A 23,409-nucleotide genomic window follows, 5' to 3' on the forward strand; every position below is an offset into this window, starting at 1 on the left:
GTTTGATTTATCGGCTAACGTGCCGCAGCGCCCGCATGGTACTCCCGACAACCTAAACGATGCTGTAACGCTAGCAGCCCCGGCCCGTTTGGGCGGGCGACTCAAAGGAAAAACCCTTACGGCTGCAACCGCAAGGGTTCTGCTGCGGTTGAGGTCACAGCGCGCGGACGCGTCAGGAGGGCATTCTAACGACGTCCACTGCTTACAACCACGATTGCATTCGATGGTTCCAACAAAAAAGCGCCACCTTTTACGGTGACGCTATAGTTGAGGATACAGGAAATCACTCGACAAAGACCGAGAGGTCATCACGACTGAGTACACTTGTGTGTCGAGTGATCAGGGTGAGAACAGTCTCACCCTCTGTATGTTCCTAGGGCTTTGAAAATAAATGGGGTTCGCGCCATCATGTTTTGCTAAGCCGCCGAACACCTCCCCAGCTTCCAACATTCCCATATGATGAGGTCGGCGGGTATTGATGACGGCCAGATCACTTCTTAGCTTTGGGCGGTGGGACTTAGTCGAAGATAGGATCCAGGCAAAGCTCCACGCTTCGATCGTACCGGAGCCGCGGAGAAAATCTGCCGCACCGTTCGCATCTTCGTTTTTCTGGAGGTGGTCGATCAGCGCCTTGGGCGAGGAAAGTCCTGGCAGGGTCATCAGAGAAAGGGAATGCTCGATTTCATCAACATCACCAAGCCCGACGACTGGCGGCGAACCCGGCGTCATTAATGTCCAACTGTACTGTTTCATTCCCCGCTCCCCAAGACCGAATAAGGCCCGCCCCTGTCACAGTGGTGAGCCTATAGCCTACAGCCGACCACGTCCCTTATGAAAGTATTTACCCACCTCGAACCGTTTGGATGATTTGGCGTTTCCAATGCAAATTACCCACTTCAATCTTGGGTGCGATCTCGGCATGGCCACTGACGCAAATCTTGTGTCGGTTAGTGAGGACGAGTTCCTAATCCGCATGAACCTTATGGAAGAGCTTGGAAACGGCGACCGCGGATGAAGCACCGGCGGTTCTGAATGACTGCCCAGATATCGAAGCGATCTTAGCTGGCATCGACATGCCTGGCTCTTCAAACGGCTGGGGCTGGCCAAGGTCGTGCATGGCTCCCTTCCGGAATGGCGATCATGGTGGCGTCGGGCTTCCTCAAGGTTCCCAGCAATGGCCTTCCGGCCGGAATTCCATTTCTGCCAAATCTTGTGACGTCAGTCACGTCATAAACCATATCCGCGAGCTGGTCCGTTAGCAGGGCAAGAGAGATTGCTTTGCCAAGCCCTTTAAGCCATAAAAATCAAGTGAGTTAGCTGCCTTGTGCTTGCTCGGCGCCTTCCGTCGTGGGCGCGCATCCGAGGCCCAAAGACAACGGAAATCCTATGGCACTGGTCAAGACCTCCCAACTGGGCGCAAAGCCGGCCTCCAGCAAACTGGTAACATCCGCTCCGGCGGCAACCGCCGTTGGCGACAAATCGGCGGCCTCCCGCCGTTCTCAAGATCGCACCCGCGTTCGCCAGCAGAAGGCGGCCGAGCGCATTGGTGCTGCAACGGAAGAATTGTCGACCGGTGTCGCCGAGGCGGCAGCGGCAGCCGAGCAACTCCAGCGCGCACTCGAGCAGATTGCTACCGGCGCTGAAGAAGCAGCAGGGGCTGCCCATGAGTCCCTCTCCGCAACCACGCAACTTTCATCAAGGTTCGGTGATGCCCGGTCCGAAGCCCAGGCTGCACGGGCGCGGACCGAAAGGCTGCAGGCTTCAGTGCTGGAAGCCGCCGCACAGATCGACACATCGGTCACCGCCATCGACACGAACGCTTCGCGACAGATCGCATCCGTTGCCATCATCGAAAGACTTCAATCTCAGGCTGAGAAGATTGCCGCGACCACGGTCGCTGTTACCGATATCTCGGATCGCACTAACCTCTTGGCCTTGAATGCCGCGATCGAGGCCGCCCGCGCCGGTGGAGAAGGTCGGGGATTTGCAGTCGTTGCCGACGAAGTCCGTTTGCTGGCGGAAGTCGCCGAACGCAGTTCGCGTAACGTCAACCAGCATGCCGAGACCATTGTCGACGGGGTCCGTCGTATTACCGAGCGCATGAACGCTGCGGCGGCTAAGGCGCGGGAACAAACGGTATCGGGACGGGCGGTCGCCGAAAAACTGCACGCCGTCCGCTCGGGGCTGACCTCCTTGTCGCAGAGCAGCCAGACTATCCTCATCGCCGCTGTCGAGGCGGAGATGGCCACCCGCGAGGCGCAGAAAGGTGCCGAAACGGTGGCGGCAGCCGCAGAGCAACAGTCCGCGGCGGCCAGTGAGGCGCAACGCTCCGTCCTGCAGCAGAGTTCGGCGCTGGAGGAAAGCCAAAAGACTGCCCAATCGCTAGCCATCCTTGCCGACGAGCTCATGAATGAAGGGGGCCGGGCCTCACGGGCGGAAGAACTGAGTTCGGCCGCCGAGGAACTTTCCGCGACCGTCCAAGAGCTTTCCGGCGCCGCCAGCGAGATCCTGATCGCCGTCGAGCAGATAAGCCGCGGCGCTGAGGCCCAAGCGGCCGCCACGCAGCAGGCCAACGCCGCGATGGTCCAGATCGAGAAAAGCGCCTCACAGGCCCAGGTCAGTGCGGAAAACGCAAGCGAGCGAGCTCAGGAAATCAAGGCGTTGCTGGCAAGAAACAAAACGGGCCTGACGGGTCTTGCATCCGGCATCTCCGATGCCCTGACAGAAACCCGCAACGCACTGTCAGACCTTAATTTGCTCGGCGAAATCGGCTTCCAGATCGAACGCACCGTCGACCGGATGGTGCTTGTCGCCGTCCAGACCAACATGCTGGCCGTCAGCGGCTCGGTGGAAGCGGCGAGAGCCGGCGACGCGGGCCGCGGTTTTGCCGTGGTCTCTACCGATATCCGCAAGCTCGCCCAGGACGCAGCAGAAAATATCGATGGCGTGAAGGACATTGTCCGGTCGATCCAGATCCAGATCCTCGTGGTCCAGCGCGAGCTGGAAGCGATTATGGTGGCTTCCGAGGCGGAGATCGCCAAGAGCAAGCTGACCGTCGATCTTCTGTCCGTAGCAGAAGCCGATATCGAGACGACGGTGCGCGGCAATGCCACAATCCTGGAAGCCGCGCAGGCAATTCTCATTGCGGCCAAGCAGGTTCAGGTCGGCACTCAGCAGATCGCCTCCGTCGCCGAGGAAGCAAGCGCAGCCTCGGAGCAGGCCGCCACCGCGGCACGGCAGCAGTCCCGCGGGGCAGAAGACCTGGCAGCGGCCGTCGAGGAGATCGCGTCGCTGGCCGACGAACTCCAGATGTCTGGAAGCTGACACGATGGAAAGCTCCCCCCCGAAGGCGGACCTGCGACGCCGGCTTGCGTTCAGGGTTGGACAGAGACGCCACGAGATTGACGCCGATCGGGTTCTGGAAGTGGTCAGGGCCGGCCACATCACCCGGGTGCCGAACGCTCCCGCGGCCCTGAGTGGCATTGCCAGTCTGCGCGGCCGCCCGATACCTATCCTGTCGATGGGGCGGATCCTAAGCGGCGACGATAGCGCTTCCCCTCACGACGGCAAGATCATCGTCTATGATCACGGTGGAGCGGTTGGCCTGCTCGTCGATGACGTGCTCACGCTTTCGGAAGAAACCACCGCAGCACCGCTCGAGGGCTTGAGCGGTCTTCTCGATGCCGCGTTCAAGACCACGCGGCGTGCGCAGGCGGGGCGAACGGGCTCTATCGCACCCGATGCAGGCAGCCAGGCAAGCGTGACTTTGGCGCCGATTTTGTCGTTTCACGTCGCCGGCCAGCTTTACGGACTGCCGCTCAAACACGTGAGAGAAGTGGCTATCATGCCGAACGACGTCGCGGTCCTTGCCAACGGACAGGGAGCGGTGATGGGGCTTATGTCCCTGCGCAATAGCCTCCTGCCTCTGGTCTCGCTCGCCTCGCTGATGGGCCTGGAAATCACCCGATCGACAGCGGAAAATGCACGAGTCGTGGTTGTCCAGCATGAGGGTGATCTGTTCGGTCTTGTCGTCAACGCGATGGACGTCATCTATCGCCTGCCCGAGCAGGCCATCGATCCCGTGCCGGAAGTCCTGCAGCGTGGGCGCGGCGATGGCCAGATTGCGGCGATCGGCCGGATTGCGGATGGCAGACGACTGATCTCGATCCTGTCACCGGAAAAGCTTTTCGCTCACGACGAGGTCGCGAGGGTCATCGGCCAGAAAACAGGAGCCGCACCAATGGACACAGCGCCTGAAGCGGACGATGCAGTGGAACAAGTCCTGATCTTTCAGCTGGGCGAGGAAAACTTCGGCATTCCGATCGCCTCGGTGGACGAAGTCATCAGGGTGCCACTCGATGTCACTCGCATACCAGGAGCGCCTGCCTTCGTTATCGGGGTCATCAACCTGCGCGGCAGGGCCGTTCCCCTGATCGATCAGCGAAGTCGCTTCGACAGCCCGGCCTCGATGCAGACAGCCGCCGCGCGCGCCATCGTGGTGACGATCGGCAAGCTACAGGCCGGCTTCGTCGTCGATACCGTGTCGGAGGTCAAGGCCCTGCCGGCGGCGGCCGTTTCCGTAGCTCCCGAGTTTGCTTCTCAACAGACGGATGTCTTCGACCGCATCGCCCATATCGAGGCCGATGGCCGGATGGTACTGCTGGTCGATCCCCAGGAGCTTCTGACGAAGGCAGAGCGGGACGTGGTTGCCGCCATCACCGAAGGCAAGGCCGGCACCAGGGAAAAGACGGGCGGCACCTGACTATGATCCGTCTCCTCATCGTCGAAGATTCCGCCCTTATGCGGAAGCTGCTCGGCCAGATTTTCGGCACTGAGCCTGATTTCCAAATCGGGTTCGCCCGCGATGGCGATGAGGCGCTGAAGATCATCTCGGACTTTCGCCCTGACGTCGTAACGCTCGACATCCACATGCCACGGATGAACGGCCTGGAATGTCTCGACCGCATCATGCTAGAGCACCCCTGCCCGGTGGTGATGGTCTCCTCTCTCACCGAAGAAGGAGCGGAAGAGACTTTGGCGGCACTCGAGATCGGTGCTGTCGATTTCATCGCAAAACCGAGCGGCGCCATTTCCCTTGGCATCGAGGAACTGGCGCCTCGCCTGGTCGAAAAGGTCCGCATCGCCGCTTCGGTGCGCATCCGGCGCAGCCGCCGGCTCGCAGAGCGCGTCCGTTTCGCCCGGTCCGTGCCGTCTGCACCGGTATCCTCGTCCAAGCTTCGCGACACCACCTCTAGTCCCGTGACCCAAGACGCGGCGGCCCACGGGCTGGTGCTGGTCGGCACGTCGACAGGTGGCCCGCCGGCGCTGGACGCGGTGCTTACCCGTTTGCCGTCCGACTTTAAATGGCCGGTCGTGGTCGCGCAGCACATGCCCGCCTCCTTCACCGGAGCCCTTGCCAAGCGTCTCGACAGGATATGTGCGATGACCGTCACAGAAGTCACCCGGCCGATACGTCTGGATCCGGGCAATATCTACATCGCCAGGGGTGACGCCGATATCCTCATCTCTTCCCGCGCCGGAAATCTGGTCGCCATGGCGGCACCGAACAATCCCGAGTTCCGTTGGCATCCGAGCGTCGATCGCATGGTGCGCTCGGCCATGAAGCATGTTCCGGCAAGATCCTTGATCGGCGTCCTTATGACCGGCATGGGCAATGACGGCGCGGCGGCTATGGCCGATCTCAGATCAGCCGGCGGTTATACGATTGCCGAGGCCGAAGAGACCGCCGTCGTCTGGGGAATGCCGGGCGAGCTGGTGCAGCGCGGCGGAGCGAGCGAGGTGAAGCGGCTCGACCAGATCGGGCAACATCTGATGGATCAGGTCTGCTGATGGCCATGCCACCGATCACCTCGAAAGAATACGGGCTGGAGCCTCTGTCTGCGGCTGACCTCGAGGAAATCTGCGCCCTCATCTACAAGCGCAGCGGCATGGTGTTTGGTGAGACGAAGCGCTATTATATCGAGCGCCGCATTACGGACCTGTTGCGCCAGCGGCGGGCGCGATCCGTCAGGGACTACATTTCGATACTGCGCAGCGATTTCGGTGAATCCGAACTGCTGATCAACAGCTTCACAATTAACGAGACGTATTTCTATCGCGAATTGCACCAGCTTTCGTGCCTGAGCAATTCGATCCTTCCCGACCTCATCCGCGCAAAGGGTCCGGGCGACCGGATCCGCATCTGGTCCATGCCCTGCTCCAGCGGCGAGGAACCGTATTCCATCGCGATCTGGCTGCTCGAAAACTGGCCGCTCGTGGATGCCTATAATATCGAGATCGTCGGGTCAGATATAGATACAGAGATCCTGCGCCGCGCGGTCGATGGCTATTTCGGCCAGCGGGCGCTCTCAAAGCTGTCCCCGGATCTTCTCGACCGCTATTTCGAACCAGAGCGGGATCAGCAGCGCCGGCTGATCGGCGATCTGAGGGAGTCCGTCACCTTTGCGAAGGGCAATATCATCGATCGCCAGAGCCTTGCCGCGCTCGGTCATTTTGACGTGATATTCTGCCGCAACCTGCTCATCTATTTTGACGAAGCGGCCCGCGAGACCGCAGCACGAAACATTCGCGAAATGTTGAATCCCCGCGGCTATGTTTGCCTTGGCCATACGGAGTCTATGTCGAGAATGTCGAAGTCCTTCGACACGGTGCGCTTTCCCGATGCCATCGTTTATCGCGAGACGAGAGATATATAGATGGATGAATTGATCGAACAGTTCGCCATCGAGGCGCGCGAGCTCGTCCAGCAGGCCTCAGACGACCTGATGGCGCTGGAGGCCGACGCCGGCAATCGAGAACATCTGGAAAGCGCTTTCCGGGCAATCCATACGCTCAAGGGTTCCGTGGGCCTTTTCGACCTCGGCCCGATGAAGGACGTGCTGCATCACGCCGAAAACCTCCTGTCCCACGCGCGCGCCGGCATGATCGCGGTGGATGCGACCCTTGTCGATCCACTTCTGTCGGTGGTCGAATGGGTGGAAGACAGCATCGACGCGATCGTTGAAACCGGCCATCTGTCCGACGCCCAGGACAAACAAGCCTCCCGGCTTTTCGGTCTTTTGAAAGGCGAGATGACCGCGCGCGAAACCGTTGAGGCAATCCGTTCCTCGACGACAATACCGGAATGGGCGCTCGCACTTGCCGAACGCCTACCGTCCTCTGGCACCCCAGGCACCGTGATCGCCATTCGCTACGAACCGCACCCTGAATGCTTTTTCAACGGCGACGATCCTCTGGCGACCATCTCGCGCCTGCCGGACCTTCAACATCTGTCACTCTCGCTTACAGAGCCGCCTCCGTTGCCGAAAAACTACGATCCCTTCCGCTGTAGCCTGGTGATCGAGGCCGTTTGCGGTGGGCCGCTGTCGAAGCTGGAACCAGAGTTCCGCCTGATCCCCGATCAGGTGAAGCTGGTAGAACTGCCCCGGCCGGGCGATCAACGGACATCCGCCGCAATTGATAGATCGCCGCAACGCCTCACTGATCGCCAGGCGACTATGCGGGTGGATTCGGCGCGAATCGACAGGCTCATCGAGATTGCCGGCGAGCTGGTCACTGCCAAGAACGGCCTCGTGCCACTCGCCGAGGAGGCGCAAAACCATGGTGAAGGCGCGCTTGCTAGACGCATCGGCTCCAGCCACGAGGAGATCGAACGGCTTGTGGCCTCGCTTTACAGCGCCGTCACCCAGGCCAGGATGATCCCCCTGGAGCAGACGTTCCGCCGTTTTCCGCGGCTGGTCCGCGAGACATCCACGAAGCTCGGCAAAGCACTCGATCTGGTGATCGAAGGCGAAACCGTCGAAGCCGACCGGGAAATCGTCGAAAACCTGTTCGAACCGCTGCTCCACCTCATTCGAAACGGGCTTGACCACGGTATCGAACACGACGGCGAACGCTTGCAATCGTCGAAGTCGGCGAGAGGGCGCATCCTCCTGCGCGCACGCCAGCGCGGCGACCAGGTCGAAATCGAAGTGACCGACGATGGCCGGGGTATGGACCCGGAGCGCATCCGCAAGACCGCCGTGGACAGGGGCCTGTTGACCGCAACCAGGGCGGCCTCCCTGCCCGACAGGGATGCGCTGCAGCTTGTCTTCGCGCCAGGTTTCTCGACCGCGTCGGCAGTATCCGACCTTTCGGGCCGCGGCGTCGGCCTCGACGTTGTGCAACGTTCCATCCACCGGCTCGGCGGTACACTTGACATGCAAACTGCGCTTGGATCGGGAACATCCTTTACGCTCAGGCTCCCGATCAGCTTCTCGATGACCCAACTGATGGTCGTCGAAGTGGGAGGCGAACGTTACGGCATCCCCATTTCCGACATAGTTGAGACCCAGAGACTACCGCTGCGGGCCGTTCAGCCGATCAGGGCCGGCCGCGCATTCATCCTGCGAGATCGCACCATCCCCTTGCTTTATCTCGCCGACCTGCTTCAGATCCCGCAGACCGGCGCAGCGTCCGCGGACCTGAAGGTTCTCGTGGTTCGGGCCGGGGAAGACCAAATCGGCGTGGTGGTCGATGCAATTGCAGAACGGGCCGAAACCCTGACGCGGCCGCTATCCGGTTTCCTTCAGGGAGTGACGGGGATAGCTGGTACCACCCTACTCGGCGACGGCAGGGTCCTGCTCGTGCTCGATCTGGAGGAGCTGATACAATGACTATAAGCGTCGATGACAAGGCAATTCGATTGGAAGGTCAATGTGGCGTCGAGGAAGTCGAGACACTGGTGGACTACATGGATCGCCATCCCGACCTACATATAGACCTGAGCGCCGCGACAACGATCCACACTTCCCTTTTGCAAGCATTGATGGTTTTCCGGCCAACTCTTATGAGCCCCCCTGTATCATCCTTGATATCAGATAGTGTGCTACGAGAAATTTACGCTTGTTGCAGGCAATCCGGCCAGTGATAGGCTATCCAACGAGCGAATGCTCCTGCACAAACATACGTGTTACAGGTCATAAGTATGCATAGGTTCGCAATGATATGTCGGGGAATGAAATGACTGTTACAGTCCTGATCGTGGATGATAGCAAACTGGCTCGCATTGTCGCGGGCAAGGCGATTGCCGCCTTGCAGCCCGATTGGACGCGTGTCGAAGCCGGCAGTGCTGCGGATGCCTTGACGCTCGTGGGCTCCCAGCATATCGACGTGGCGATACTGGATTTCAATATGCCGGATAAAGATGGCCTTGAGCTGGCATCGGAGCTGCGGTCCGCCCACCCTCACATGCCGATCGCGGTGATTACCGCGAACGTCCAGGACGAAATTGTCGCTCGCGTGCGTGCCCTTAACGCCACATTCGTCGCCAAGCCGGTAACACAGGACGCGCTCAGCCCTTTTATTGCAGGGGCCGCTCTTCGGCTCAAGAAAGCCGGCACATGACGGACGATACGATCGACCTCAACGAACTCGAGCGCGACGCGCTGACCGAACTCGTGAATATCGGCGTCAGCCGCGCGGCCGCAAGCCTGCGCAAGATGGTCGAAAAAGAAGTCATCCTTTCGGTGCCATCGGTCGAGATCGTTACCAGGAAATCCGCCGCGTCCCTGATCGGCCAACGGGAGAGCGAAGCTCTCATAGCCGTGCAGCAGCAGTTCGAGGGCCCGTTCTCTGGCCGGGCGCTGCTGATCTTCCCGCAAAGCAACGGCCTGTCGCTCGTGCGCGCCATTGTTGGTGATGAAATGGAAGAGGCAGAGCTTCTCGAGATGGAAGACGAGGCGCTCGCCGAGACCGGCAACGTCATACTCAACGGCTGTCTCGGCTCCATGGCGAACATGCTGCAGCATAGCTTGAAAATGTCGCTCCCAGATGTGCTGCGCGGCGACAGCAGCCTGCTCTTCGAGGTTTACAACCGAAGCGGCGAAGGAAGTTTCGTGCTATTCCTGTACATTAACTTTTCTGTCCGGGAACGTGATATCCGCGGCTACATCGCGATGATCATGGACTTGCCGTCCATGGAGAAGCTGAAGCAGCTCATTGGCGATTTTATCGACCGTGTAATGACGGATACCGAGTAGCACAAACCCGAATTAGCATTGGCGAACTTCATGACAAATAGTGCCGATAACCCGGTGATCGACCGTGAACGTTCGCAGATGGACGCGGCACAACGACGTCTGCAGTTGGTTCTGGAAGCAGCTGGCGCGACTTGCAGCTGGGAATGGGATATTGCCGAAAAGCGCCTTGTGGCAGACGCGCGTTTTGCCTCCATAACCGACCAAGACCCAGTCGCGCTGGCCGAAGGCGTCGCGACCGACCGGTTCTTCGCCTCCATCCATCCCGACGACCTGAAGCGGGTGAAAATTGCTGTTGCGGGGATTCTGGCCGGCTCGGAGGTCTTTTCCAAGGAATATAGGCTGCTGCGCAACGATGGTGGTTATCGCTGGGTCCGTGCCAGCGGACGGGCGATCCGCAACGCAGACGACGAGCCGGTAAAGTTCGTCGGCACTCTTGTCGACATCACCGAACAGAAGCGCAGCGACGAGCAACTTCGCATCGCCCAGTCTGCAGGCGGCATCGGTACTTTCGAATATATCGTCGGCTACGGCACGATCCGCGTCTCGGAACAGTTCTGTCGACTGTTCGGCCTACATCCGACAAAAATATTACCGGTCAAGACCCTCAACGACCTCATTTATCCCGGCGACAAACCTATTATTGATCTCAGCGATCCCAATAGTCTTCAGAGCGAACATAACATCGAGTTTCGGGTCGCGCGCGCCGACGACGGAGAAGAGCGCTGGCTCGCACGCCGCGGCGAATATGTGGAGAACATCGAGACCAGCGGCCGGCGCTACGTCGGCGTCATCTTTGATATAACCGATGCCAGGAAAACGCAGGAAAGTCTGCGGCATGCCAACGAGAAGCTTGCCGAGATAGCGCGTGACAGCATTCGTGAGCGGGACCGCGTCTGGAAAAACTCGCGAGACCTTCTCGTCGTAATCGATACGAATGGGGTGTTCAGGGATGTCAGCCCGTCCTGGCGTGACATTCTCGGTCACATACCGGGTGAGGTCATCGGCAAAAGAGTACTCGACTTCGTCTGGGCGGAGGACCGTGACCAGACGCAGCCCGACCTAAAGAGGGCCTCAGAGAACACCCATACAGCGCTTGAAGTGCGACTCACCCATCACGATGGTTCGCCTCGGGTGATTTCTTGGATGACCTCCCGCGAAGACGACCGCATCTACGCATATGGTCGCGATGTCACGCTCGACAAGCAACAGAAAGCGGTCCTTGAGGAAACGGAAGCCCAATTGCGGCAAGCTCAAAAAATGGAAGCTGTTGGTCAGCTCACTGGTGGTATCGCGCACGATTTCAATAACATGCTCACGGGGGTGATCGGCGCTCTATCCATCATCAAGAGACGGATTGCTGCCAAAAAAACCGATGATCTCGACAAGTTTATCGATGCAGCGACATCGTCCGCGCATCGCGCTGCATCACTCACTCATCGCCTACTTGCCTTTTCCCGCCGCCAGTCCCTTGATCGGCAACCTGTCGACGTAACGAAACTCGTTGTTTCCATGGAGGAGTTGTTTCGTCGGACCCTTGGGGAGCAGGTAAAACTGCAGATTATTCCGGCACCCGAGACCTGGAACGCGATCACCGATGCCAACCAGCTCGAGAGCGCTATCCTCAATCTGGTCATCAATGCCCGCGATGCGATGCCGGATGGTGGTCAGTTGACCATTGAGACTGCAAATGTTGGTTTCACCAAGGCCGACCTCGCCCACGGCGAGACCTTGGAACCCGGGAATTACGTCGTGATCGCCGTGAGTGACACCGGCACGGGCATGTCGCAAGCGACGATTGATAAGGCATTTGATCCCTTTTTCACGACAAAGCCGATCGGACAGGGTACGGGTCTCGGTTTGTCGATGATTTATGGCTTTGCGCAGCAATCGGGGGGCCATGCCCGCATTTATAGCGAAATCGGCATCGGCACGACGATCAAGCTGTACCTTCCGGGAGGAACGGCAACCGAAGCAGGGGCGCCCACCCAACAGAAACCCGCAATTTCCCTGCCGCGCGGCGACGGGGAAACCGTCCTTGTTATCGAGGATGATGACTCCGTTCGCATGCTCGTCGTCGACGTACTCAAGGAGCTCGGGTACCGCGTGATTGAAACAGTTGACGGCAACCAAGCCCTGCCCGTGATCGAAGGGTCTGAACGTATCGATTTGCTGGTTTCGGACGTTGGCCTTCCGGGATTGAACGGGCGCCAAATCGCGGAAATCGCCGTCGCCGCCCGTCCCGGTCTGAAAGTTCTATTCATCACCGGCTACGCCGCAGCCGCCGCCGCCAGAGCTGAATTTCTCGGCCCTGGTATGGAGATGATCACAAAACCCTTTGCGATTGATGATCTTGCCCAGAAAGTGAGAATGATGCTGACGGTTATCGGCTGAGATGCCTACCTGACGTCCACACTCGCTTCCATCGTAATGGCTGGCAGAGTCGGATCGACGAAGTGATTCCGTGGAGGGAAAGCGTTCGCAAACCTTTCCGCCGACCAGACTGCGCCTCCGTCTGCAACAGCTCGCTCTTCGTCGGTCCCGACAGCAGGTGTCAAGGTTTGGATCTGAGACTGGCGCCGACACGGTTCAGCGACGGCAGCTCGACCCTGACGTGAAGGTCTTGGTCGCGCCACTCCCGACTTATTTTGCCACCAAGTTGCTTCTCCAGCACGGCGCCAAGCAAAACAGTGCCGAAGCCCTTCCGGGGCGTAGCGCCGTTCTTGATGCCCTGCTCGCGCCACTCAATCGTCAGCCCGTTGTCCGCCTGTCGCCAGGTGACAGTCAGGCTTCCCTCAGGATGCGAGAGCGCTCCATGCACCGCAGCGTTTGCGGCAAGCTCATGAATTGCCAGTCCGAGTGGCTGAACCGAAGGCGCGGGGATCATGACCGACGGACCGCTGATCTCGACAGCTTTAGCCCCGTAGGCACTGATCTGCAGCGATATGATGTCGTGGAGCGAGGCCTCCTGCCAGCCATTCTCGGCGAGCAGCATGTGGGTTCTGGCAAGCGCCTGAACCCGCTGCTGAACGGACGCGGCATAGGCAGCGGCGTTGTCGGATCGTGTCAGGCGCACGATGCTATCGACGATGGCCAGCACGTTCTTCGTTCTGTGGTCCACCTCCAGCAGCAAACGGTGCTCAGCCTCTTCGAGCGTCTGGACCTTCCGATATTCGGTGACGTCGATCTGGGACGCAAAATAATAGGCAAGACGACCGTCGTCGTCCCTGATGGGGCTGAGATGAAGCTGGTTCCAAAAGGCACTTCCGTCCTTCCTATAGTTGAGGATTTCGACTGTGCCCTCGCGCTCAGCGCCGATGATGGCCCGTATCTGGGCGACAGACTCTCTCGATGTGTTCTCTCCCTGCAGAAGCCGACAGTTCCGTCCCACGAGATCTTGCGCGTCATAGCCGGTGAGGTGAAGGAAAGCTTCGTTTGCAAGAACAAGTGGGTAGTCGGGCTGACGGGCATCCGCGACCACAATAGGCATCCGCGTTCGCTGAAACGCGAATGCAGCGAGCTCCTTGTGATCGACCATCCCTTGTGTGGAGGCCGCGGCCGGCTTGTCCCCATGAATGTCTGACGGCTTGGCTTCGATCACGGCTCACCCTGTGTGCTCACTGGATTAATACAACGTCGAAGCCAGACAAATGTTTCGCCGAACACGACATCGGGCAGCGTCTTGAGGTCCGAGACCGTTTGGAACATGCAAGTCTTCGGTTAAACGCTATAAGCAGGCTCTGCGGCACCGCAGGTCAGATCACTCGATCTATTTTCCGTGATGTCGTACGGCTTCGGATAGGAAGCTTCGTAACGGGGATGGCAGCAGGTTGCGGCAATGACGGCCATCATGAGCACGACGATCGAGATGGTGACCAAGACGATCCTCATCGGATTCTTCTGTTTCGTATGAACTACTGCGACGCTCGCGGGTTCCGCCATCGCGCCTTATCCGCCCATTTACGGAAAGCTTGCGTTGTCAGTGGAGCTCGAGCTTTTGAAGAAAAATTCGATCACAACGAATTCGATCAGCTCTTTAGTGTCACACACGTCCGCAGCAGCGACGTCTCGGAACTGGATCCTTCTCTGGAAGTTAAGTGGTAGTGCCGCCTCACAGACTACCGTGTCGACATCAATTAGGTATGTTTATGAAGCTGCGCCGTATCGTCATCATTAGCGACTATCAGGACGGAGCGTTGGGTGATGACGACATTCCGTCCGTAAACGCATATCGCCACCAATGGCTGAGTGGGTCGAGAGGCTGCTTCCCCAAGCCGGTTTCGGACCTTGGAGCCGTGACGGTCGATGGAGGATATCTCGAACGGTTACCGTTGGCCGCACTCAAGGACGGTCTTGTAGATTGCTGTGAAATCTGGACGCACTGGCGTGGCAATGCGCCGCCTCCAGACTGGACGACAGGTAGTCGATTTCTTACGCGCCGTGCGTTTCGCATGAACGGACCGGAAGCCCCTTTCGCATCGAACGATATGCTCGGGCATATTGCGGCATTTGGGCCACCGGACATTCTCTGCGTGTGGGGCCTTGGTGTCTGCGAAGACATCATTCTTGCCTGCCAAGACAGCTTCAAGATCTACAATTCTATCGATGCACCGGCGCTTCGGGTGCCCTCGGAGGTGAGCCGTCATTTCGATCTCGTGTTGACCGGCGCCGAATGGCAGTCGGACGTGGTGAAGGCCCGTCATCCAGCAATGCGAACGGAGGTTATGCCGGTCGGTCCTGAATTCGCCTCCGATGTGACATTCCGCCCATTAAACATCCCGAAGACGCACGACATAATCTACGTGGCAGCCGCGCAGCACTACAAACGACACGATATCCTGTTCGACGCGCTCGCGCGGCTTCCAAGGTCGCTGCGCGCATTGTGCGTATCCGGCTATGGCGAACTCGTCCCGGAATTGCGCAACCACGCACAACGGCTGGGCATCGACGTCGAGTTCGTCGGACCGCCCGGAGTTCCCTTCGACGAGGTCAATCGCCTGATGAACCGGGCACGGATCGGCGTTGTCTGTGGTATAGACGACGGAGCGCCGGCAATCCTGACGGAATACATGCTGGCAGGCATTCCGGTTCTGGCCAACAGCGAGCTCTGCTGCGGGCTCCAGTACCTGACCCCGGAAACTGGTCGCACGGCGTCCGCGATGGACTTTCACGAGGGTATTCTCGACTTGCTTGGATGTGCAGACACGTTGCGTCCTCGCGTCGTTGTGCTCGCTCGCTGGACCTGGCCGCATAGCGCACGCAAACTCAGGCAGTTGATCACAGGCACCGAAAACTGACGCCCATTTCGCCCGACGGAACTTTCGCAAGGAACCGAAGTTGGGGTTATGAAGTAACGAGGTGTTTGATGGACGTGTTGAATTCCACATTGCAGACGCCTGAACCCTGCGCTTCCCGTAACCCTCCCCTCGTTTGTTTTTCGCATCTTCGATGGGATTTCGTGCTGCAGAGACCGCAGCATCTGATGCAGAGATTTTCTCGCGAACGGGAGGTCTTCTTCTTCGAAGAATTCATCCCGACCGACCACCATCTCGCCTATCTGGAAATCCACCCTTTCGTGGATACCAACGTCAAGGCTGTCCGGCCGCGGATACCGCATTGGTGGAGCGAGGCTGAGCAGGAAAAGGCGCTCGGTGAACTTCTTGACGAGTTGATTGCGCTAGGCGGCGGACGCCGCCCGGTCCTTTGGTTTTACACGCCTATGATGTTCAGCTTCGCTGGACATGTGGATGCCGAAGCAGTGATCTACGATTGCATGGACGAACTGGCCAATTTCAAGTTCGCGCCGCCCCGGTTGAAGGAAACGGAAGATGCGCTGATCGCGCGCGCTGATGCCGTCTTCACTGGCGGCGCCAGTCTCTACGAGGCGAAGAAGCACCGGCACGACAACATCCATGCCTTCCCGTCCAGCGTCGACGCGCATCATTTCCGCAGAGCCCGCGAGGTACAGGGGGACCCGGCAGATCAGGCCGCGATCCCGCATCCCCGGCTCGGCTATTATGGCGTGATCGACGAGCGGCTCGACCTCGATCTGATCCGCGAGACGGCAAATGCCCGGCCGGATCACTCGTTCGTTTTCATCGGTCCGGTAGTCAAGATTTCGCCCGAAGATCTGCCAAAGGCAGCGAACATTTATTATCTCGGGCAGAAATCCTATAAGGATCTCCCGGCCTACCTATCCGGTTGGCAGGCGGCCATAATGCCTTTTGCGCTGAACGAGGCAACCCGCTTCATTAGTCCCACCAAGACACCCGAATATCTTGCGGCTGGACGGCCGGTGGTGAGCACCCGCATTACAGACGTAGAACGCAGCTACGGCGATGTCGAGGGCGTTTTCCTAGCCGATGGCGCTGTCGCGTTTGCGCGAGCCTGCGACGCCGCGCTGACGCTTTCGCGTTCAGGTGACGCATGGAGGAAGGCAGCGGATGTCACACTTGCCAGTTCGTCCTGGGATGCCACCTTTCGCTCGATGTCACATTTCGTCGAGCAGGCGGTTGCTGACAGAAACCCGCCTGCCGTTTCGAGAGACGCATCGTTCGCGTTTCACCGCAGTTCGGTTCGTCGGGGCTACGACTACCTGGTAGTTGGCGCCGGCTTTGCCGGATCGGTGATGGCCGAACGTCTCGCCAGCGACGGCCGTTCGGTCCTTGTCTGCGATCGGCGGCCGCATATCGCCGGAAATGCCTATGATCATCGCGATGAGGCGGGCATACTCGTGCACAAATACGGGCCGCATATTTTCCATACCAATAGCGAGGACGTGTTCGCCTATCTTTCCCGGTTCACCGCCTGGCGGGGCTATGAGCATAGAGTGCTGGCGCAGGTTGGCGATCTGAGGCTGCCCATTCCCATCAACCGCACGACGCTGAACGGGCTGTTCGGCCTCAACCTCTCGAACGAGACAGAGGCTGCGCAGTTTCTGGCAAGCCGCGCCGAACCCTGCGAGCCGATCCGCACATCGCGAGACGTCGTTGTGTCGCAGGTTGGCGGCGAGCTATACAGGACCTTCTTCGAGGGCTATACGCGCAAGCAATGGGGTCTTGACCCTTCCGAACTCGACCGTTCCGTCACGGCACGGATTTCGACCCGCACCAGCGACGACGACCGTTACTTCCTTGACATGTTTCAAGCGATGCCGCGCGACGGATATACGCGGATGTTCGAGCGCATGCTTGACCACCAGAACATCACGGTCTTGCTCGATACGGACTACGCCGACTTGCGTAACGACGCCTTGGCGAAACACACGATCTTTACCGGTCCGATCGACGAATACTACGATTTCTGCTTCGGGCACCTGCCCTATCGCAGCCTCGAATTTCGGCACGAAACGCATGACGCACGACGACTTTTGCCCGTCGGCGTAGTCAACTATCCTTCTGAAGACGTGCCTTACACACGCATTACCGAATACAAGCATCTGACCGGTCAGGTTCATCCCAAAACGAGCATCAGCTACGAGTTCGCATGCGCCGAAGGCGACCCCTACTATCCGATCCCCAGATTTGAGAACCAGGCACTTTACCGGCAGTACGAAGCCCTTGCGCGGGTGCAGAGCGACGTCACGTTCGTGGGCAGGCTTGGCACCTATAAATACTACAACATGGACCAGGTTGTTGGACAGGCCCTTGCGACGCACCGGCGCTTACAGAAGCGGCTGGGACATAGCGTCATGGCGGATTCGCAGCTTGACTAAAAAAGCACATATCGTTCTGGCGACGGATAGTCTCGACCCGTCGGGAATGGGCGAGCACATGCTCGCGCTTGCGCGCGGCTGCGCTCACGAGTGGGATGTGACGATTGCGCTGATCGGGGAGGATCGCAATGGTCTACTGCCCCGCGCCGCGCGTTTCGGCGTTAGGATACGGCTTGCCCGCGATGAAGAGGATTTCGCAGACTGGCTCTCTCAGGCCGGTAGCGATCTCCTTCATGTTCATGCTGGAATAGGCTGGGAAGGACTTAATCTCAGCGCAGTCGGCGTGGCAAAGGGCATTCCGGTCATCCGCACCGAACACCTGCCCTATCTTCTGACCAACCATCGGCAACAAGAGGACTATCGCCTTGCGTCGCGGAACATCTCCCATCACATCGTCGTCTCCGACGCTTCGCTAGCCAGTTACGAGGCACACATCGCAACGGACCGACTGACGGTGATCCGCAATGGCATCTATGCGCGTGAGCCAATCGCAGCAGCGATGGAACGGACACAAAACCTCGCATCCGACAATGCGCCTGTTCTGCTGACCGTAGCACGACTGACCGCGCAAAAGGATCATGCGACATTGCTGCGCGCCTTGCCGCAAGTCTTGAGGCGGCATCCCTCCACCATGCTTCTGCTGGCAGGATCGGGCGAGGAACAGGAGACCCTCAAGGCGCTTGCCCAAAGTCTCGGCGTAGCCGCCCATATCCGTTTTCTGGGCCAGCGTGCAGATGTCGCTGAGCTCGTTGCAGGCAGCGATCTCTTCGTCCTGCCGTCACTGTTCGAAGGGCTGCCGCTCGTCGTGCTGGAAGCGATGTCGCTTGGTACGCCTGTGGTCGCGACGCGTATTGGCGGTACCCTGGAAGCGCTCGGCGAAGAACACCCGTTTTTTGCAGTGCCAGGCGATGTCCAGTCGCTAGCCGATACAATCATTTTGGCGCTTGCCGATCCGATTCGGCTGGCTGGCGTCGGCGCCGCCGCGGGAGAACGCTTCCGACAGCTCTTTTCTGCCGATCGGATGGCGGCAGAAACCGGCGCGATTTACGGCCGCTTTGCAGGAAAATCAGGCCCAACGCAAAAGGATCTCTCAATGCAAAAGACACGTCTGGCCTTTATCGGCGTCGGCGGGATCGCACAACGACACCTCGACATCATCGCCGGCTTTGACGACGTCGAACTGGTCGGCTTTGCGGATCCCGATCTTGGCCGGGCAGATGCGGCCGCGATGCGTTTTGGCGCCAAAGCCTTCTCCCATCATAAGGAGATGCTCGACGCGGTCAGTCCGGACGCCGTGTATGTCTGCGTCCCGCCCTTTGCCCATGGCGAACCGGAACGCGCGCTCGTCGAGCGGGGAATTCCGTTCTTCGTCGAAAAACCGGTGGCGCTCGATTTGGCAATCGCGGAGGAGATTTCGGCGGCGGTGAGCGCTCGGGGTCTGATTACCGGCGTCGGCTATCATTGGCGCTATCTGGACATCGTCGACGAAGCGCGCGGCTTGTTGAAGGACAATCCGGCGCAACTTTTGTCCGGCTACTGGCTGGATTCCACTCCGCCGCCGAAATGGTGGTGGAAGGAAGATAAGTCGGGCGGACAGATGGTGGAGCAGACGACCCATCTTCTCGATCTTGCGCGATTTCTGGTGGGCGAAGTCACCGAAGTTTACGGGCGTGCCGGGCATCTCGACCGGACCGACTTTCCAGATCTCGACGTGCCAACGGTGACGACTGCCAACCTAACGTTCGAAACCGGTGTCGTTGCAAACATTGCCTCCACCTGCCTGCTCGGATGGAACCATCGCGTTGGTCTGCACATCTTCGCAAACCAGTTGGCGATCGAGTTGACCGACCGTGAGATCATGGTGGATGTCGGCCGAGGACGTCCGGTGCGCGGGGCCGATGGCGACCCGGTGTGGCGCGAGGACCGAGATTTCATCGACGCAGTGCGCGGCGGCGAAAACCGAATACGTTGTCCCTATGCGGAAGCGCTAACGACGCATCGGCTTGCACTTGCCGTGGTGTCCTCGGCAAAATCAGGTCAGGTCGTCAGGCTCCATCCGCCGAGCACGCAAAGACCGAACCCGGCTCCCCTGCAGTTCCAGCGACGCCCAGAACCGCCGCCGCTCGAACTGGCGCCGGGGCACAGGACAATCTGCTCGCTTGGCGTCGAGGCACCGGGCCGCCCGTATTTCTTCGAATATGATGAAGGGCCGCCAGCGAATGGCGAGGTTCGCCTCGACACTCTCTACACCGGCCTCTCAGCAGGGACCGAACTGACCTTTCTCAAAAACACCAATCCCTATTTTCGATCGCGTTTCGATGGGGAGCGCGGCGCTTTCATCGAGAACGAGGCGGACCTTCACTTCCCGGTGCCGTTTCTCGGCTATATGGAAGTTGCGCGCGTAGCGGAATCGCGCGCACACGGCTTCTCAGACGGGGATGTGGTTGCCACGACCTATGCCCACAAGTCCGGGCACACCGCCAACCCGTTCAATGACCTTCTGGTGCCGATGCCGAAGGACATAGATCCACTGCTCGGCGTGCTTGTCGCGCAGATGGGTCCAATCTGCGCCAACGGCATATTGCATGCCGACGCTGAGGCTTTCGGAGGCCAAGTGCCCTTCCTCGGCGCCAGCGTGAAGGATCGCCCGGTCATCGTCATCGGCGGCGGTACGGTGGGGCTGATAACGGCGCTGTTTGCCCGCGCGCTCGGTGCCTCGGACGTGCTCGTGACGGACCCTTCCGAGTTCCGCCGCGGCAAGGCGGAGGCGATGGGACTGATGGCTATGACGGAGGATCAGGCCTGGCAGCATGCCAAGGCGCGTTGGCATGACGGTGCGATGGGCCGGGGCGCCGACTTGGTATTCCAGACCCGGGCGCAGTCCGCGAGCCTGCATACCGCGCTAAAGGCCCTGCGACCGCAGGGCACGGTGATCGACCTCGCCTTCTACCAACGCGGCGCCGAGGCGCTCCGACTTGGGGAGGAGTTTCACCACAATGGCCTCACCATACGCTGTGCCCAGATCAACCGCGTGCCTCGTGGACTAGCACCGCTGTGGAACCGCCGACGGCTTGCGCTGGCAACTGTCGATCTTATCCGACGTGAGGGTAGCGCGATCCGCGAGCACATGATCACCCATGTCATTCCGATGACCGACGCGCCGGCCTTTTTAACCGACCTCATCGAAAACCGGCCGGATTTCCTGCAGGTCGTCTTCCAGGTAGGCGAATGACAGAGGAAACCGCGCCGATCCGCATCCTGTTCGTATTTGCCTGGTTGGTGGTCGGCGGCGAGGAAACTGAGGTGCGGCTGCTGGCCGGAAATCTCGACCCGCGGCGCTTTCGCATCGACGTGGTCACCTGCTTCCGCAAGCCGGGCATGCCGGAGCAGACGCATGAACAACTGGCCGCGCTTGGCGTCGATGTCGATACGACACCCTACAAACTGTCGTTCGAAGCTACCGTCGACTATCTGGCTGCCAAGATCCCTTGCTACGATATCGTGGTGTCATGCCAGAACGTCGCCGATATCTATCCGGCCCTGGAACGGCTGCACCTGCGCCCCCCGCTTGTCGAGCATGGCGGGCTCGTCTCGGAGGCCTTGGCCGGACCAAAACACCTGACGAACCGATATATCGGCGTCTGCCGTTCGATTCGCGACGCCGCGGCATCGCATATGCCGGGGCGTGAGCATCATGCGCTCGAGATCCCGTCCATGGTCGATCTGGCGAGTTTCGACCCGTCGTTCCGTGGGGCGACCCGGCGGGCGCTTGGGATAACCGACAACCAGATGCTGATCGGCTGGGTCGGCCGGCTCGACCCCAAGAAGAATGTCGAGGATTTTATCGAGGCTGCCGCCCTTGTCGGCCTGCGCGACAGCCGGGCCCGCTTTGTGATCGTCGGCGGCCCGGACGCCTTCATGCCGGAGTATGCTGACCGCCTTAAGGCGCTGGCTCAGCAGCGTGGACTGGCAGCGAAATTGCAGTTTCTCGGCGACCGGAAGGATGTTCCCGAGCTACTGTCTGCCTTCGACATCTTCGTCTGGCTTTCTCGCGGCGAAGGTATGCCGCATGTGATCGCCGAGGCCGGGGCCGCCTCTCTTCCAGTCATCGCAACGCCCGACAACGGCGCGCTGCAGCAGATCGAAGACGAGATTTCCGGTCTTTTTGTTTCTTACAGCGACCCTGAGGCCGTGGCGAAAAACATCGCCCGGCTGATCGATGACCCTGCACTGCGGCGGTCGCTCGGCGCTGCACTGCGGGATAGCGTCAAGGAGCGCTATGCCACGGAAGCTGTGGTCCCCCACTGGAGAAAACTGTTTTCCGACGTGCTAGCAGAAAGGGTGCCGTCGGGGCCAACCGGCCTTTTTCAATCCTTCCTGCAGGGCGGATTCGAATGCTCGAGCCACCGGCTTCGTCCCCATAAGGACGAGAAGGTCGGCCGCCGGCTCGACATGCTTGCCGCGATCGGCCACGACCGCCATGCCGCCCAGGATTATCGTCAACTGGCGGAGTTCGGCATTCGTACGGTGCGCGACGGCTTTCGCTGGCACCTGATCGACCGGGCCGGTCACTACGACTGGTCAAGCATTAGGCCCATGTTGCAAGCGGCGCAAACGACCGGTACGCAGGTGATCTGGGACCTGCTCCATTATGGCTGGCCCGACGATCTGGACATCTGGTCACCGGGCTTCGCTGACCGTTTCGCACGCTTTGCGGGCGAATGTGCCAAAATTGTTCGGGAAGAATGCGACACAGTTCCGTTTTATTGTCCCGTCAACGAGATTTCTTTCTTCTCATGGGGGGGTGGCGACGCCGGGTACCTCAATCCCTTTGCTAGCGGGCGTGGGTTCGAGCTGAAGGTGCAACTGGCACGCGCTGCGATCGCTGCCATGGAAGCGATCCTTGCCGCAGACGGCCGAGCGCGTTTCGTCCATTGCGATCCGGTGATAAACGTCATCACTGACCCATCTCGCCCATGGGAACGGGGCGTTGCCGAAAGTCATCGGCAATCACAATTTCAGGGGTGGGACCTGATCTCAGGCCGCCTCTGGCCGCAGATCGGCGGCCAGGAGCGCTATCTCGATGTCATCGGCGTTAATTACTACTTCAATAATCAGTGGATCCATGGCGGTCCGCCGATTGACATCGGTCATCCTCTTTATAAGCCGTTTAGCAATATCCTGATCGAGACCTATGCCCGCTATGGTAGGCCTTTGATAATCGCAGAAACGGGCATCGAGGGTGAACGACGCGCTGCGTGGTACAGCTATGTTTCTTCACAGGCGCGCTTGGCGATGAAAGCAGGCGTGCCATTGGAAGGGCTATGTCTATATCCAATCGCCGATCATCCGGGATGGGACGACAATCGTATGTGTGAAAACGGGCTCCTGTCTGCAGAGGTGTCGATCGGAGGGCGGCAAGCCGATGCGGCGTTGTCTTCGGCTATCCGGCGAGTCGGGCCGATCCCGAACGCGATAGTAACGCAGGCGGCGAGGATAACAGGCCCGCCAGCAATCACTCACTGACCAATGTCTGGGTATAAAATTTGTTCACTGGCGCGGGAATTTTGGTAGGATATCCATGCTCGATGCCAAATCAGTCAGTCTGGGACGCGTGAGACCTTCGCCGTAGGTATCAATCCGCCAATTTCGACTGCG

Annotated in this window: 15 protein-coding genes; 12 read left to right on the forward strand and 3 right to left on the reverse strand. The window is 59.6% G+C overall.

Annotated elements, in window-relative coordinates; all coding sequences use genetic code 11:
• Positions 1-339: 339 nt before the first annotated feature.
• A complete protein-coding gene (locus tag AB4Z25_RS14830) occupies positions 340-753 on the reverse strand; it encodes a hypothetical protein (protein WP_112386806.1) in 414 nt (137 codons plus the stop codon).
• A 633-nt stretch (positions 754-1,386) separates the two neighbouring features.
• Here AB4Z25_RS14830 and AB4Z25_RS14835 point away from each other — a divergent pair.
• The 8 genes from AB4Z25_RS14835 to AB4Z25_RS14870 all read left to right on the forward strand — a co-directional run bounded on the left by AB4Z25_RS14835 (position 1,387) and on the right by AB4Z25_RS14870 (position 12,431).
• Positions 1,387-3,324 (forward strand): methyl-accepting chemotaxis protein, encoded by a 1,938-nt coding sequence (locus AB4Z25_RS14835; RefSeq protein ID WP_112386805.1) that lies wholly within the window; start codon positions 1,387-1,389, stop codon positions 3,322-3,324.
• A 4-nt stretch (positions 3,325-3,328) separates the two neighbouring features.
• Complete coding sequence (locus AB4Z25_RS14840; protein WP_112386804.1) at positions 3,329-4,762, forward strand: chemotaxis protein CheW; 1,434 nt, start codon at positions 3,329-3,331, stop codon at positions 4,760-4,762.
• 2 nt (positions 4,763-4,764) lie between these two features.
• A complete protein-coding gene (locus tag AB4Z25_RS14845) occupies positions 4,765-5,850 on the forward strand; it encodes a protein-glutamate methylesterase/protein-glutamine glutaminase (protein ID WP_112386803.1) in 1,086 nt (361 codons plus the stop codon).
• Positions 5,850-6,716 carry a CheR family methyltransferase gene (locus tag AB4Z25_RS14850; RefSeq protein ID WP_112386802.1) on the forward strand — a complete coding sequence of 289 codons (867 nt, stop codon included), beginning with the start codon at positions 5,850-5,852 and terminating at the stop codon, positions 6,714-6,716. The genes AB4Z25_RS14845 and AB4Z25_RS14850 overlap by 1 nt, the downstream gene beginning before the upstream one ends.
• Complete coding sequence (locus AB4Z25_RS14855; RefSeq protein ID WP_442208319.1) at positions 6,717-8,675, forward strand: chemotaxis protein CheA; 1,959 nt, start codon at positions 6,717-6,719, stop codon at positions 8,673-8,675. It abuts the gene before it with no gap.
• 346 nt (positions 8,676-9,021) lie between these two features.
• The gene (locus AB4Z25_RS14860; RefSeq protein WP_442208320.1) at positions 9,022-9,405 is read left to right on the forward strand and encodes a response regulator; all 384 of its coding nucleotides are present in this window, start codon (positions 9,022-9,024) and stop codon (positions 9,403-9,405) included.
• Positions 9,402-10,040: a chemotaxis protein CheX gene (locus AB4Z25_RS14865; protein ID WP_112386798.1), complete on the forward strand. Its 639-nt coding sequence runs from the start codon at positions 9,402-9,404 to the stop codon at positions 10,038-10,040. The genes AB4Z25_RS14860 and AB4Z25_RS14865 overlap by 4 nt, the downstream gene beginning before the upstream one ends.
• 30 nt (positions 10,041-10,070) lie before the next feature.
• Positions 10,071-12,431 carry a PAS domain-containing protein gene (locus AB4Z25_RS14870; RefSeq protein ID WP_112386797.1) on the forward strand — a complete coding sequence of 787 codons (2,361 nt, stop codon included), beginning with the start codon at positions 10,071-10,073 and terminating at the stop codon, positions 12,429-12,431.
• A gap of 160 nt (positions 12,432-12,591) precedes the next feature.
• Here AB4Z25_RS14870 and lov read toward each other — a convergent pair whose 3' ends face one another.
• Together lov and AB4Z25_RS14880 are read right to left on the reverse strand one after the other, a co-directional pair.
• Entirely contained in the window at positions 12,592-13,638 is a 1,047-nt protein-coding gene (gene lov, locus AB4Z25_RS14875; RefSeq protein ID WP_112386796.1) for a blue-light-activated histidine kinase, read from the reverse strand.
• Positions 13,639-13,757: 119 nt separating this feature from the next.
• Positions 13,758-13,928, reverse strand: a complete 171-nt coding sequence (locus tag AB4Z25_RS14880) for a hypothetical protein (protein WP_162698876.1) — start codon at positions 13,926-13,928, stop codon at positions 13,758-13,760.
• A 257-nt stretch (positions 13,929-14,185) separates the two neighbouring features.
• Between AB4Z25_RS14880 and AB4Z25_RS14885 the strand changes: the two genes are divergently transcribed.
• The 4 genes from AB4Z25_RS14885 (at position 14,186) to AB4Z25_RS14900 (ending at position 23,277) form a co-directional block, all read left to right on the forward strand.
• Positions 14,186-15,334, forward strand: coding sequence for a glycosyltransferase family 4 protein (locus AB4Z25_RS14885; protein ID WP_442208321.1), 1,149 nt, complete (start codon positions 14,186-14,188; stop codon positions 15,332-15,334).
• A gap of 68 nt (positions 15,335-15,402) precedes the next feature.
• Positions 15,403-17,751, forward strand: a complete 2,349-nt coding sequence (gene glf, locus AB4Z25_RS14890) for a UDP-galactopyranose mutase (RefSeq protein ID WP_442208322.1) — start codon at positions 15,403-15,405, stop codon at positions 17,749-17,751.
• Positions 17,744-20,983, forward strand: coding sequence for a glycosyltransferase (locus tag AB4Z25_RS14895; RefSeq protein ID WP_442208360.1), 3,240 nt, complete (start codon positions 17,744-17,746; stop codon positions 20,981-20,983). Before glf ends, AB4Z25_RS14895 begins: the two co-directional genes overlap by 8 nt.
• Positions 20,980-23,277 carry a glycosyltransferase family 4 protein gene (locus tag AB4Z25_RS14900; protein ID WP_112386792.1) on the forward strand — a complete coding sequence of 766 codons (2,298 nt, stop codon included), beginning with the start codon at positions 20,980-20,982 and terminating at the stop codon, positions 23,275-23,277. Before AB4Z25_RS14895 ends, AB4Z25_RS14900 begins: the two co-directional genes overlap by 4 nt.
• Positions 23,278-23,409 lie beyond the last annotated feature (132 nt).

The organism is Rhizobium sp. RAF36 (assembly GCF_052114105.1).
In the GTDB taxonomy this organism is placed as follows: domain Bacteria; phylum Pseudomonadota; class Alphaproteobacteria; order Rhizobiales; family Rhizobiaceae; genus Rhizobium.

Coding starts and splice junctions, on each gene's coding strand:
- AB4Z25_RS14865 (WP_112386798.1), top strand. CDS start 9,402: ATGACGGACGATACGATCGACCTCAACGAACTCGAGCGCGACGCGCTG.
- AB4Z25_RS14900 (WP_112386792.1), top strand. CDS start 20,980: ATGACAGAGGAAACCGCGCCGATCCGCATCCTGTTCGTATTTGCCTGG.
- AB4Z25_RS14860 (WP_442208320.1), top strand. CDS start 9,022: ATGACTGTTACAGTCCTGATCGTGGATGATAGCAAACTGGCTCGCATT.
- AB4Z25_RS14885 (WP_442208321.1), top strand. CDS start 14,186: ATGAAGCTGCGCCGTATCGTCATCATTAGCGACTATCAGGACGGAGCG.
- glf (WP_442208322.1), top strand. CDS start 15,403: ATGGACGTGTTGAATTCCACATTGCAGACGCCTGAACCCTGCGCTTCC.
- AB4Z25_RS14850 (WP_112386802.1), top strand. CDS start 5,850: ATGGCCATGCCACCGATCACCTCGAAAGAATACGGGCTGGAGCCTCTG.
- AB4Z25_RS14845 (WP_112386803.1), top strand. CDS start 4,765: ATGATCCGTCTCCTCATCGTCGAAGATTCCGCCCTTATGCGGAAGCTG.
- AB4Z25_RS14870 (WP_112386797.1), top strand. CDS start 10,071: ATGACAAATAGTGCCGATAACCCGGTGATCGACCGTGAACGTTCGCAG.
- AB4Z25_RS14880 (WP_162698876.1), bottom strand. CDS start 13,928: ATGAGGATCGTCTTGGTCACCATCTCGATCGTCGTGCTCATGATGGCC.
- AB4Z25_RS14830 (WP_112386806.1), bottom strand. CDS start 753: ATGAAACAGTACAGTTGGACATTAATGACGCCGGGTTCGCCGCCAGTC.
- AB4Z25_RS14835 (WP_112386805.1), top strand. CDS start 1,387: ATGGCACTGGTCAAGACCTCCCAACTGGGCGCAAAGCCGGCCTCCAGC.
- AB4Z25_RS14840 (WP_112386804.1), top strand. CDS start 3,329: ATGGAAAGCTCCCCCCCGAAGGCGGACCTGCGACGCCGGCTTGCGTTC.
- AB4Z25_RS14855 (WP_442208319.1), top strand. CDS start 6,717: ATGGATGAATTGATCGAACAGTTCGCCATCGAGGCGCGCGAGCTCGTC.